Here is a 12105-nt window from a genome sequence, read left to right on the forward strand (position 1 = left end):
GGGGGGAGAAAAAATGAATGAACTTAACGGTTTTAAAACCTTTCTAGAAGAAGAAATGAAAGCGTGGGAAGTACCGGGAGCTGCTGTTGCGATTGTCAAAGACGGAGAAGTGATATTTTCAGAAGGATTTGGGTTGCGTGATATCGAAAAAAACCTTCCTGTCACAGAAGAAACATTATTTGCAATTGGTTCATCTACAAAAGCATTTACAGCTTCAGCCCTTGCACTTCTTGTTGATGAAGGAAAGCTTGCGTGGGACGAGCCTGTTCGTACGTATTTGCCTTCCTTTAAATTAAAAGATCCTGTAGCATCAGAACGTATAACGCCGCTTGATTTACTAGTTCATCGCTCAGGTTTGCCTCGTCATGAACTAGTATGGTACGGAGCAGATTTATCACGAGAAGAACTGATCCAACGTATTCAGTATTTAGACGGAAACGTAGATTTTAGATCAGAATGGCAGTATCAAAACTTAATGTATTTAACAGCGGGTTACTTAGCAGGAGAAGTTGCTCATTCTTCTTATGAATCGTTAGTCAACAAACGACTTTTTACACCTCTACATATGAAGAAAAGTAATTTTTCAGTTGAAGATATGCAAAAAAGCAAAGATTATTCTCTTCCATATAAAGAAATCGACGGGAAAGTAACAAAAGTCCCTTTCCGAAACATTGATGAAATTGGTCCAGCAGGCTCTATTAACTCAAATATAAAGGAAATGGTGAACTGGTTGAAGTTTCATCTTCAAAAAGGAGAGTTTGACGGAAAACGAATCATTTCAGAACAAGAAATGAAAACCCTTCATACACCACATATGTCTTGTGAGCTTATGTTCCCAACAAAAGAAGTGCCAATTTCTACTTATGGAGGAGGATGGTTTATTTCTCCATACAGAGGGCATCATCATATTCATCACGGGGGAAACATTGATGGTTTTACAGCTCTTGTTTCCTTTCTTCCGTATGAAAACATTGGAGTAGTTGTGTTGACAAATAAAGATGCAACACTTTTCCCTGATACCATTGTCTACAATATTTATGATCGTCTGCTTCATTTAAAGGAAAAGCAGTGGAGTAACGAACTGCAAGAAAAGCTTAAAGAATTGAAAGCAACAATGACAGGAAGTGGAGAAAAGGAGGAGAAAGGAAAAGTACCAAATACTCAGCCATCACATCCGTTAAAAGATTATGAAGGGACGTATCATCATAAAGGGTATGGGAATATGAAAATCACCTATAAGGATGGCAAACTAGAAGCAACATTCAATTCTGTTCACTCCGAGTTAACTCACTATCATTATGATGTTTTTCAAATGAAAATTGCGGCATTCAATCATACACTTCTTCTCTCGTTTCAAGGAAATGTATATGGAGAGATTGCAAAGCTTTCAGGGCCGTTTGCACTTGAACCTGGAACAAAAGATATTGTGTTTGAAAAAGTTCCTGATGAACGTCTTCAAGATAAAGAAGAACTTATACGATATGTTGGTCAATACAAGATTCAAGGAGAGATGTTAGCAACCGTTTCTTTAAAGAAAGAAAGTATGTTAGTTCTGTCGCTACAAGGTCAACCTGATTATGAGCTTATTCCATATAAAAAAGGTGCTTTTTATTTTAAAGGACTAGATGGATTTAGCGTGCAGTTTGCGGAAAATGAACAACAAGAAGTTCAGCGTATAACAATCATTCAGCCAAACGGGGAGTTTGTTGGTGAAAAAGTAAAGAAAGAAGAGGAAAAAGTGGATTGTTAGATAAGAGGAGCCTTTATTTTGGGCTCTTTTTTCTCGTTATAAAGATAGTAAAGATAAAAACGATTTGAATGGTTTCATTTCGCTCATACTAAGAAAAAAGAAGGGGTGCATTATGGAGCGAAACGAAGCAATTGATTATATAAAGTTTTTTGCTATATTAGCGGTTGTTATCATTCATACATTTCCAATTGATGGAGAAGTTGTTCTATTTATTCTCGATAACTTTGCTCGTTTTGCGGTTCCGTTTTTCTTTACAGCTTCAGGATATCTGTTTGGCTTAAAAATGCTTACCACAAAATATTCGTGGACATACACATTAAAGTATATAGTTAAGCTTATAAAAATCTATGTTTGCTGGTTCATTTTTTATGCTCTTTACGATCTTTTTATCATATATGAAAAAGGAGGGAACGTAAGCAAAGAAATTTCCTCTTATTTTGAAAAGCTGACATTAAAAAATGTTTTTTACTATGGAGAAGGAACAAGTGCTTATCAGCTTTGGTTTTTAACCGCGCTTATTTGGAGTACTCTTATTGTTTATATGTTCGTAAAAGTAAAAAAACTGTATGTGCTTTTACCCATCAGCTTTCTTTTATATATAGCAGGACTTTTCGGTCAGTCTTATGCGCTTTTTTATAAGGTGTCCGTGAGTACAAGAGACGCGCTTTTTTTTGGCTTATTTTATACAACCCTTGGCTGTTTTTTTGCTCTTCATCCAGGCCTTTCAGCGCCGAGACCTATTTCTTCTTCTATTTATAGAACGTTCTTTTTTCTATTTATCCTGCTTCAAGCAACAGAAGCATATGTGCTTCGCTATGTGCTACACGCTCCTTTTGGAGAGTACTTTTTATCTACTTTCTTTCTGACTTTCTGTCTTTTTTCTTTTGCTCTTTCATATCCCCAGTATGGGAGAGGAAGCTTGTTTGCTAAAGTAGGAGCAAATGCTTTAGGAATTTACGTTATTCACGTCTTTTTTATTCGTATTTTAGATTTCCTCTTAAAGATGATTGGCATTGAAAGCCTTGAAGGCCATTTGTTATTGAATATTGTTTATACGCTCTTTATTTTTGTATTCTCATATATGACCTATGCTGGGCTCCAAAAAACCAAAAAGGCTGTAAACTTAAAAAACAGCTGAAGGAAAACCTTCAGCTGTTTTCAATAACACGGTTTTTTCCTGCCCCCATTCCGCATAAGAAAAGAAGAAGCGAAAAGAATAGCAAAAGGAAAAGGGGAATTGTCCATCCGTGTGTTACATCGTGCAGTAACCCAAACAAAAATGGTCCAAGTGCGGCTAACAAATAGCCTAACGACTGAGCCATACCGGAAAGTTCAGCTGCCTCCTTGGCATTGCTTGTTCGAAGCGTAAAAAACATCATTGCAAGACTAAAAGCAGATCCTATTCCAATTCCTGATGAAATAATAAAAAGTTTTATAAAAGAAAGAGGTCCATATAAAATTCCAATGATTCCAATAAATAAAAGAACGCCAGAAATTGTGACAAGGCCGCGCTGATTGTTAAGCTTTCCAGCAATAATTGGAATAAGGAATGTAAAAGGAATAATAGCGAGCTGCATAAAAGAAAGAGTCCATCCCGCATCATCTGATGTTAGTCCTTGTTCTTTCAAAATATCAGGCATCCAAGCAATGATCGTATAAAATAAAACAGACTGCAGTCCCATGTAAAGCGAGATTTGCCAAGCAAGTTTTGATTTCCAAAGGGAAAGTGACGGCGTCTTTTTAAGCGTTTTGGCTTGTTTTTGGTAGCCGGACTTTTTAAGCTGCGGCAGCCATAATAAAAGCGCGATAAACGATAAAATTCCCCAGCATCCAAGCGCTCCTTTCCATCCTAAGCTTGAGGCTACTGAGATAGGATGACTTATTCCAGAGCCAATTGCTCCGCATAAGTTCATTGAAACCGCATAGACCCCTGTCATTAAACCAACATTATGAGCGAAGTCTTGTTTAATTAAACTTGGTAAAAGAACGTTACACACTGCAATAGCGAGTCCAATGAAAAGAGTGCCGATAAATAAAAGGCTTACCCCACTTGTTGAACGAATAAAAATTCCCAATGTTAAAAGAAGCAGGGAAAAGAACAGGGTAGTTCCCATTCCAACTTTATTTGCCACTTTTGCTGCAAACGGTGAAAGAGCAGCAAAAGCAAGTAATGGAACAGTTGTCAACATTCCTCCTGCAGTGCTTGAGAGATGTAGCTGCTCTCTGATTGAAGAAAGCAAAGGACCAACAGATGTGAGAGGTGCACGTAAATTTGCACCAATAAAGATAATGCCGATTAAAAGAAACACTTTTGTCTCAGCTGCTGTACTATTTGAATTTCTAAGTGTTTTTGTACTGTGCTCCATTTTTTATCCTTCTTTCTGTACGTGTTTCATATTCCTTCGTCAGATTATCACAATGAGCACAACCTGTATAGTAGAAAGCGCCAATTATTTCTACGTAATCTTCCTCCTTCTTTTAGGGAACGCTAAACGAGAACATCATTTTATAAAGAGCGAAACATAACAAAGGGAGGATGTCAAAATGCTAACATCGCGCCAGCTTTCAGAGTTTAAAAACCAGCTTTTAGAGCGCAAAAAAGAATTATCCGTTCATTTTGAAGACAATGATCACTTTAATTTACAGAGAAGCTTAAGAGACTCAACAGCAGAGCTTTCCCTTTACGATAATCATCCAGGTGACCTTGCCACAGAAGAGTACGAACGTGAGAAAGACGTTGCTTTAAATGAAAACTTTAGAGCTGAGTATGAAGGCGTAGAAAGAGCGCTTGAAGCTATTTCAAAAGGAACATATGGAATTTGTGAAGTATGCCAAGAGCAAATTCCAGTTGAACGATTAGAAGCGTTACCAACAGCAAGATATTGTGTAGAACATGCCCCTGACCAGTTTGTGTCACATGGACGTCCAATTGAAGAGGATGTATTAATGCCTCCGTTCGGACGGTATGATTTAGACGATAAATTTGAAAATGTAGCATATGACGCAGAAGATTCTTGGCAAGATGCTTCATCATATGGTACATCAGAATCTCCAGCCGATTTTTATGATCCTCCTGAAGATTATCAAAACACATATATTGAGTCAGATGAGAACTACGGATATGTAGAAGACTACGAAAACTTTGTTGGGGTTGATATCGATGGAAAAAATATTACCATTTTTCCAAACAAAGAGCATGAGGAATATGAAAATGTGTTGGATGAAGAAGGCATTATGACGGAGTTTGGTGATTTAGAGCCATACGAAAAAGATCCATATACAGAAGACTAAGGGCTAAAAAGCCAAAATCTTATAGGTTTTGGCTTCTTGCTTTAAATAGTGATTTTGTTGAGGAAGATGTTCCAACAATAACAATGGAAGAAATAACGAGAATAATGCCGAAATATTGAAAAACATCAAGGCGTTCGTGAAAAAAGAGAAAGCTTGCCAGAGCGGCTACAACAGGTTCAAGCGTAGCGACAATTGAAGCTCTGCTTGATTCCACGTAACTTAGTCCTTTTGTATAGAGTAAAAAAGCGAGCATTGTGGAGAAGAAACCAAGTCCTATTCCATAAAGTAAAACGTCTAGATGAAGTAAGCGCTGAGGTGAAGACAGCAGACCGCTAAACGGCACGATAGCGATTGCAGCAAATACAAAGGTATAAACAGTTACAGTGATTGATTCATATTTTTCTAATGCAAATTTGCCAAAAATGCTGTAAAGAGAATAAAAGAAACCAGAGCCAAGCCCAGCAAGTAAACCATAAAGTGAAATGGTTGTATCATTTGAAAAAATCCCTACAACAAAAGCACAGCCGCAAAACGTCATAAGCAGTGCGACTACTTTTTGAAGGGTAAACGCTTCTTTGAACAAAAGATAAGATAAAATCATCACAAATGCAGGAGCTGTGTAAAGAAGAATAGCTGAAATAGAAACGGACGTTTCTTTAATAGCTGTGAACATACAAAGGTTAAAGAAGACAATACTAATAATACCTGTTCCAACAAAATAACGGCTGTCGCGTATATGAATTTTTAACATCTTCTTATTATGTATAAATGTATAGCAAAGAAGAAAAATAGCCGCCATTAAGGCGCGAATAGCAACAACTTCAGCTGGAGTAAAACCAAGGTCATAAAGTTTTGTAACAAAGACTCCAATAATCCCCCAAAGAGAAGCTCCCCCTACAATATAAAGATAAGCGAGCTTTTTATTCATAAAAATCCCTCCTTATTCATTTTTCTAAATTGTAATCGACAAAAGGGGCTGTTGCAATGGGGGGGGAAAGAGATATTTTCTAAGATAGGTGATAAACATGGAAGGTAGCTGGATTTCGATTCTCCCGTTTTTAGTTGTCATTCCGATTGCTGTCTGGACGAAACAAGTGTTACCAGGGCTTTTGGTTGGCTTATTAATCGGCTCATATCTTCATACCCCTTCGCTTATTGGAGGGATGGAGACGATGCTTCATTATATTGTGCAGGCACTAATTGATAAAAATAATATTGAAATTATCGTATTCCTTTATGCGTTTTCTGGTTTAATTGGCATGATTAAAACCTCAGGAGGAATTAAAGGATTTGTAGAAAAAGCAGCTGAAAAGATTGATACAAAAAAGAAAGCGCTGTTGCTCACATATGTCTCAACAATTGGAACATTTAGCGCACCAACGTTTCGATTTGTCACAATTGCGCCTATTATGCGCGCCCTTTTAAAAAAGGTGAAAATGACGACAAAAGAATTAGGATTTGTTATTGAAACAACTGCAACGCCCATTATTGTATTAATTCCTGTAGCAACTGCTTTTGTAGGATATATGGTTTCAATCATCCAAATTTCACTGCAAAACCAAAAGATTACGGAAGACCCCTATACGATGTTTATTAAAAGCATTCCATACAACTTTTTTGCTTTCGTTATTATTTTGGTTGGCATTTATTTAAGCTTTTTTCACCACTCAAAATCAAATGCTCCAACACAAGTTGAAACAAAAGCGGAAGAAGAAGACTGGCATACGTGTCATCCTGCTGTTTCAAAAGACTTGCCGTCAAAACCGTGGAATCTTCTTGTTCCTCTTATTCTTGTTATTTTATTAACGCTTTTTTTAACATGGTGGAGCGGTCACACGAAAGCTAATAGCTTTTTTGGAGCCTTTATTAAAGCAGATGTTCTTCAAGCAATGGTTGTATCTCTTCTTATAACTATTTTGCTTTCAGCCTTTTTCTTTCTTTTTCAACGTTTTAAGATTAATGATCTTATTACAAGCTTTGTTACTGGAGGAAATGATTTAATGTCAGTTGTGCTGCTCCTTTCAGTTGTATGGGGGCTTTCCTCTGTTGCCGAAGACTTGGGGTTTTCTCAGTTCATCACAGCTCACTCGGGCTGGATTCCGCAAATGTTTGTAACCCCGCTTCTTTTTTTATTTGGAGCAGCTGTTTCTTATTTTATTGGTTCAGCATGGGGAACGTGGGGAATTCTTATGCCTCTAGGTGTTTCCATTGCTTCTGTTTCTGGCATTTCGCTTCCATTAATTATAGGAGCAGTATTTGCAAGCGGATCTTTTGGGGCTTTTTCATCTCCACTTAGCGATGATACAAACACAATCGCAAAAATTTTGAATTTATCTGTTGTTGATTACGCACGCTATAAATTAAAGCCTGCTTTGATTGCGGCTGTCATTGCAGCTGTTCTTTATACAGCAACTATTTTCTTTATATGAAGACAGGGAGTGAAGGTATGGAACAATCATTAAAGTATTTACGTGAAATTTTAGCGGCACACGTTGACAGAGATGTGCTAGGGAGATCCATTTATGAACGTCTCTCAACATACGAATACGAAACAGAAGAAGCGTTTGTAGAAGATTTAACAACAAAAGAAAGTCACTATTTGAATGCCATTTTAACAGAAGCTATTGATTACTCTAATCAAGAACAAGACAAAGAGCGCGCGCGTCAGCTTAGTGATATTTATGAAGTTTTATTTATTTAAAAAGAAACGAGCGATTTTTTCGTTCGTTTTTTTCTTCCTTTGAAAAAAACGGAGTGTATTTGTAGAATGGAGAGGAGAAGATAAAAAGAAAAAGGTGTAAAAATGAAAAAATATATTGTCGTTGGCGCAGGAATTCTTGGTGCTTCAACAGCCTATCATTTAGCAAAAAAAGGAGCAGAGGTTGTTGTGGTTGATCGAAAAGATCGCGGGAGAGCAACAGATGCTGCAGCAGGTATTGTTTGTCCATGGCTTTCACAGCGTCGTAACAAAGTGTGGTATGCACTTGCTAAAGGTGGAGCAAAATACTATCATCGTTTAATTTCTGATCTTGAAAAAGATGGAGAGTATGAAACAGGCTATAAAAGAGTTGGAGCTATTAGTCTTCATTATGATGAAAAGAAATTAGATGGAATGGAAAAAAGGGCATACAAACGTCGAGAAGAGGCGCCTGAAATCGGCGAGATTACAAGATTAAACAAGGAAGAAACGAAAAAACGATTTCCTCTTTTAAGTGATGAATATAGTTCTGTACATATAAGTGGAGCAGCCCGTGTAAATGGACGGGCGCTTAGAGAAGCTCTTCTTAATGGAGCAAAAAAGCATGGTGCAACACTCTTAGAAGGAAGTGCCGCTCTTTTAGAAAAAGACGGGGAAGTCACAGGAGTAAAAATAAATAATGAAGACATTTATGATGGAGAAGTCATCATCACAGGTGGAGCATGGGCAGATGAGCTTTTAAAACCATTAGGGCTAGAATTTTTAGTAACGTTTCAAAAAGCGCAAATTGTTCATTTACACGTTGAAGAAGATACAGGGAACTGGCCTGTTGTTATTCCACCGAATGATCAGTATATTTTAACGTTTGAAGACGGGAAAATGGTTATTGGAGCAACGCATGAGAACGAAACAGGCTTTGATTACCGGGTAACAGCAGGGGGACTGCACGAAGTATTAGATAAAGCTATCTCTGTTGCACCAGGCATCTCAAATAGCGAAATTGTTGAAACAAGAGTGGGGTTTCGACCGTTCACACCAGGGTTCTTGCCTGTTTTTGGTCCTGTTCCAACTATTAAGAATGTATTTGTGGCAAATGGGCTTGGCGCATCTGGCTTAACGTCGGGACCTTATCTTGGGAGTGAACTTGCCAAACTTGTTCTTGGAGAAGAAACTGAGCTTGATTATCATAATTACTCTGTTGAGGAAGCTCTCACTTCAATAAAAGCATAGCTTTTTATAGTTTCGTATGTTACGATTTATTTTTACTGAAGAATAGGACGTGAAATGATGATTAAAATTAGTATTCCAGCATCAGATGTAACAATTACAAGAAGAAAACAGCCTGAAAGCGCAGAACCAAGAATCCGCCCAATTAATGGATTCATTGATCTTCACGAAATTCCACGTGATAAAGGCGGTATGATTTTCTTCTATAATAAAGAAGATGAAGTGCTTTTTGTCGGAAAAGCGCGCAAGCTAAGACAGCGTGTGAAAAGACATCTTGAAGATAACGTATCCCCATTAAAACCTTACAGAGATGAAATCTACAAAATTTCCGTATCTTTTGTAGAACGTCCTGTTGACCGTGAAATTTATGAAACATATGCCATTAATGAACTAGAAGCAAAATATAACATTGATAAAGTGTTTTATAAATAAGGGAAGAAAAGCGAGCGCAAACCTTTCATATCAAAAGGTTTACGCTCGCTTTTTTTATTCGATTTCAATTTTTCGCTGTTTTTGCTCGCCCTTTTGCAAAATGACTTTTAAAATGCCGTCTTGATAAAGCGCCCGTGCTTGTTCTTCCTGAACAGAGCATGGGAGAACAACAAGTCGTTCTGTTTTTTTTATGGAAGAGCTCCTCATTGAAACATATTCTTCACTTACATTTTCAACAGTTTGGTTGTACTCTGCTGAGATTTTTAAATGATCTCCAATAAGTCTAATCTCAATATGCTCTTTGCGGAATCCAGGAACTTCTGCTTCCACAATTACTTCATCCCCTGTTTCATAAACATCAACATAAAAGGATTGTTGATTTAATAAATGGCCAAGCTGTCCTGCAGATTCTTGAAATAGAGAGTCAAACGATTTTACAACGTTCTGAAGAGAACTTTCAAATAGCTTTGAAAGCTTATTATCATTAGAGTCCATTCTAATGCCTCCTCTAGGTATTTTTACTATAGAGTATGCATCCTGATTTCAAAACGTACGCGCAATAAAAAACAATATAATTTATTTTAAGCTTGCAAGAAAAATATTTTCTTGTTAAAATCGTTTCATAGCTAACGATTTTGAAAATTCAATGAGGTGAGTCATATTTATTCATTTGATAAGGAAGGAAAGCTTTTGCAAGAAGAAAAAGAAATCATGGATGTTTTAACAAATGCCAAAGTTGGCTCACTTGATTTGAAAGCCATTGCTGTTGTGACAAACATTTATCGAGTTGCACAAGGACTACGGAATAAAATGGAGAGAGAAGTGCTCTCTCAATATGGATTATCATGGACTGCTTTTTCACTTCTTTATGATTTGTGGGTAAGAGAAGGAGAAGAAACAAAAGCATTAGCCGTGTCAGCTGGCGTAACAAAGGCTACAATTAGCAATATTACGAAGACGCTTGAGCGTAAGGAGCTTTGTTACCGTAAAAGTGATGTTAGAGACCGGCGCAAAACATATGTTTTTTTAACAGATGAAGGGAAAAAAGTGATCGAAGAGCTTTATCCTCATTTTCATCAAGGTGAAGTTGAGATTGTCTCAAGTTTAGACTCAGAGGAGAAAGACTATATGTCACATCTGCTTCGAAAAGTAATTCGAGCGAACAAATTTTAAAAGTTCATATTTAAAAAGCAATGAGAGGAACTCTAGTAGCGGTTATCTCCCTATTTCAGAGAGTCGGCGGGTGGTGTGAGTCGATATAAAGATAATGCGAAATACAGTCCTTGAGCTTTCTTTGCCTGATAAAAAAGCAAAGAACGGAAGAACCGTTAATCATGAAGTGGAAGAATACTTGTATTCTTCAATAAGGGTGGTACCGCGTGTCAACAACAACCACGTCCCTTTTTAGGAGACGTGGTTTTTTTATATTTAAGGAGGAAGAAAAATGGAAAATTTCATCGAGAAATTAACAAGAGAACAAAAAGAAGAAGTAAAGAGACAAATGAAGTTGTACACTCAAGGTGTGCAAGAAATCATTCCGGCAGAAGAATTAGAACAGAAGCTCGCTAAGTCCATTCTTAACAATGAACCCTTAAAAATTAAACTAGGATTAGATCCTTCTGCTCCTGATGTGCATCTCGGACACACGGTTGTATTGAATAAAATGCGTCAGTTTCAGGAAAATGGACATAAAATTCAGCTGTTAATTGGAGATTTCACAGGAAAAATTGGGGACCCAACAGAAAAATCAGTAGCGCGCAAACAGCTTACAGATGAAGAAGTAAAGAGAAATGCTAAAACATACTTTGAGCAATTTGGAAAAGTAATGGATATGTCAAAAGTAGACCTTTACTATAATTCTAAATGGCTCTCAAAGCTAAATTTTGAAGAGGTTATCGGCCTAGCTGGTAAAATAACCGTAGCAAGATTATTAGAAAGAGATGACTTTGAAGAACGTATTGCATTAGGAAAACCAATTTCCTTACATGAATTTTTCTACCCTGTGATGCAAGGATATGATTCTGTGATGTTAGAGTGTGATATTGAACTAGGTGGAACAGATCAACATTTTAATATTTTAATGGGAAGACATTTTCAAGAAAAGTTTGGAAAAGAAAAACAAGTTGCGCTTTTAATGCCTTTGTTAGAAGGACTTGACGGTGTTGAAAAAATGTCGAAATCTAAAAATAACTACATTGGAATTGACGAAACTCCTGAGGAGATGTATGGAAAAGCTATGTCTATTAGAGATGAGCAGATGATTAAATACTTTGAGCTTGTGACAAAGTTCACTCCAGAGGAAATAGCTAAAATAAAGGTGGATTTAGAAACAGGTGAGCTTCATCCGAAAAAAGCTAAAATGCTTCTCGCTAAAACGATTGTAAGCATGTACCATGATGAAGAAGCAGCTAAAAAAGCAGGCCAACACTTTGCTTCCGTATTTCAACAAGGAGCAATCCCAATAAATGTTGCCGAAATAGAATGGAAGGGCGGAGAAACAGCATCTCCTATTGATCTTATTATGCACGCTAACTTACTCGGTTCTAAAAGCGAAGCCCGTAGAATGATTGACAATAACGGCGTAAAAATAAATGGAGAGAAAGTTGTCCACAAAGATGAGCAGTTAGTAATCTCTGATGGTTTAGTTATTCAAATTGGAAAACGCAAATTTGCAAAAATAAGAGTAAAAGCTTAAAGAAAGAGAGGA

General features: G+C 37.1%; 12 protein-coding genes and 1 other annotated feature. Of the genes, 9 read left to right on the forward strand and 3 right to left on the reverse strand.

The window, feature by feature from the left end:
* Positions 1-13 precede the first annotated feature (13 nt).
* Positions 14-1750 carry a serine hydrolase gene (locus MOC86_RS15175; RefSeq protein WP_268584909.1) on the forward strand — a complete coding sequence of 579 codons (1737 nt, stop codon included), beginning with the start codon at positions 14-16 and terminating at the stop codon, positions 1748-1750.
* A 112-nt stretch (positions 1751-1862) separates the two neighbouring features.
* Complete coding sequence (locus tag MOC86_RS15180) at positions 1863-2888, forward strand: acyltransferase (RefSeq protein ID WP_268584910.1); 1026 nt, start codon at positions 1863-1865, stop codon at positions 2886-2888.
* A gap of 10 nt (positions 2889-2898) precedes the next feature.
* Here the strand turns inward: MOC86_RS15180 and MOC86_RS15185 are convergent, their stop codons facing one another.
* Entirely contained in the window at positions 2899-4116 is a 1218-nt protein-coding gene (locus MOC86_RS15185; RefSeq protein ID WP_243510400.1) for a CynX/NimT family MFS transporter, read from the reverse strand.
* A 178-nt stretch (positions 4117-4294) separates the two neighbouring features.
* On the opposite strand from MOC86_RS15185, the gene MOC86_RS15190 reads away from it, so the two are divergent.
* Complete coding sequence (locus tag MOC86_RS15190; protein ID WP_268584911.1) at positions 4295-5041, forward strand: TraR/DksA C4-type zinc finger protein; 747 nt, start codon at positions 4295-4297, stop codon at positions 5039-5041.
* A 19-nt stretch (positions 5042-5060) separates the two neighbouring features.
* On the opposite strand, the gene MOC86_RS15195 is transcribed toward MOC86_RS15190, so the two are convergent.
* Positions 5061-5969 (reverse strand): DMT family transporter, encoded by a 909-nt coding sequence (locus MOC86_RS15195; RefSeq protein ID WP_243510397.1) that lies wholly within the window; start codon positions 5967-5969, stop codon positions 5061-5063.
* A gap of 97 nt (positions 5970-6066) precedes the next feature.
* On the opposite strand from MOC86_RS15195, the gene MOC86_RS15200 reads away from it, so the two are divergent.
* The 4 genes from MOC86_RS15200 to MOC86_RS15215 all read left to right on the forward strand — a co-directional run bounded on the left by MOC86_RS15200 (position 6067) and on the right by MOC86_RS15215 (position 9398).
* Positions 6067-7470, forward strand: a complete 1404-nt coding sequence (locus MOC86_RS15200; RefSeq protein WP_268584912.1) for a Na+/H+ antiporter NhaC family protein — start codon at positions 6067-6069, stop codon at positions 7468-7470.
* 17 nt (positions 7471-7487) lie between these two features.
* Entirely contained in the window at positions 7488-7742 is a 255-nt protein-coding gene (locus tag MOC86_RS15205; protein ID WP_243510387.1) for a sigma-G-dependent sporulation-specific acid-soluble spore protein CsgA, read from the forward strand.
* Between the two features lie 102 nt (positions 7743-7844).
* On the forward strand, positions 7845-8969 hold the full coding sequence (locus tag MOC86_RS15210; RefSeq protein ID WP_268584913.1) for an NAD(P)/FAD-dependent oxidoreductase: 1125 nt from the start codon (positions 7845-7847) through the stop codon (positions 8967-8969).
* A 57-nt stretch (positions 8970-9026) separates the two neighbouring features.
* Positions 9027-9398 carry a GIY-YIG nuclease family protein gene (locus tag MOC86_RS15215; RefSeq protein ID WP_019395484.1) on the forward strand — a complete coding sequence of 124 codons (372 nt, stop codon included), beginning with the start codon at positions 9027-9029 and terminating at the stop codon, positions 9396-9398.
* 54 nt (positions 9399-9452) lie between these two features.
* Here the strand turns inward: MOC86_RS15215 and MOC86_RS15220 are convergent, their stop codons facing one another.
* Complete coding sequence (locus MOC86_RS15220) at positions 9453-9893, reverse strand: Hsp20/alpha crystallin family protein (RefSeq protein ID WP_268584914.1); 441 nt, start codon at positions 9891-9893, stop codon at positions 9453-9455.
* A gap of 216 nt (positions 9894-10109) precedes the next feature.
* Between MOC86_RS15220 and MOC86_RS15225 the strand changes: the two genes are divergently transcribed.
* Both MOC86_RS15225 and tyrS read left to right on the forward strand, forming a co-directional pair.
* Positions 10110-10571: a MarR family transcriptional regulator gene (locus MOC86_RS15225; RefSeq protein ID WP_419146648.1), complete on the forward strand. Its 462-nt coding sequence runs from the start codon at positions 10110-10112 to the stop codon at positions 10569-10571.
* An 11-nt stretch (positions 10572-10582) separates the two neighbouring features.
* Positions 10583-10803: a binding site (T-box leader), on the forward strand.
* A 39-nt stretch (positions 10804-10842) separates the two neighbouring features.
* Positions 10843-12093 carry a tyrosine--tRNA ligase gene (gene tyrS / locus MOC86_RS15230; protein WP_268584916.1) on the forward strand — a complete coding sequence of 417 codons (1251 nt, stop codon included), beginning with the start codon at positions 10843-10845 and terminating at the stop codon, positions 12091-12093.
* Positions 12094-12105: the final 12 nt, after the last annotated feature.

Origin of the sequence: Priestia endophytica, assembly GCF_026790145.1 — a bacterium.
GTDB classification, from domain to species: Bacteria; Bacillota; Bacilli; order Bacillales; family Bacillaceae_H; genus Bacillus_I; species Bacillus_I endophytica_A.

Excerpts from the sequence above, each read along its gene's own strand:
- MOC86_RS15175 (WP_268584909.1), top strand. The coding sequence starts at position 14 with ATGAATGAACTTAACGGTTTTAAAACCTTTCTAGAAGAAGAAATGAAA.
- MOC86_RS15180 (WP_268584910.1), top strand. The coding sequence starts at position 1,863 with ATGGAGCGAAACGAAGCAATTGATTATATAAAGTTTTTTGCTATATTA.
- MOC86_RS15185 (WP_243510400.1), bottom strand. The coding sequence starts at position 4,116 with ATGGAGCACAGTACAAAAACACTTAGAAATTCAAATAGTACAGCAGCT.
- MOC86_RS15190 (WP_268584911.1), top strand. The coding sequence starts at position 4,295 with ATGCTAACATCGCGCCAGCTTTCAGAGTTTAAAAACCAGCTTTTAGAG.
- MOC86_RS15195 (WP_243510397.1), bottom strand. The coding sequence starts at position 5,969 with ATGAATAAAAAGCTCGCTTATCTTTATATTGTAGGGGGAGCTTCTCTT.
- MOC86_RS15200 (WP_268584912.1), top strand. The coding sequence starts at position 6,067 with ATGGAAGGTAGCTGGATTTCGATTCTCCCGTTTTTAGTTGTCATTCCG.
- MOC86_RS15205 (WP_243510387.1), top strand. The coding sequence starts at position 7,488 with ATGGAACAATCATTAAAGTATTTACGTGAAATTTTAGCGGCACACGTT.
- MOC86_RS15210 (WP_268584913.1), top strand. The coding sequence starts at position 7,845 with ATGAAAAAATATATTGTCGTTGGCGCAGGAATTCTTGGTGCTTCAACA.
- MOC86_RS15215 (WP_019395484.1), top strand. The coding sequence starts at position 9,027 with ATGATTAAAATTAGTATTCCAGCATCAGATGTAACAATTACAAGAAGA.
- MOC86_RS15220 (WP_268584914.1), bottom strand. The coding sequence starts at position 9,893 with ATGGACTCTAATGATAATAAGCTTTCAAAGCTATTTGAAAGTTCTCTT.
- MOC86_RS15225 (WP_419146648.1), top strand. The coding sequence starts at position 10,110 with ATGGATGTTTTAACAAATGCCAAAGTTGGCTCACTTGATTTGAAAGCC.
- tyrS (WP_268584916.1), top strand. The coding sequence starts at position 10,843 with ATGGAAAATTTCATCGAGAAATTAACAAGAGAACAAAAAGAAGAAGTA.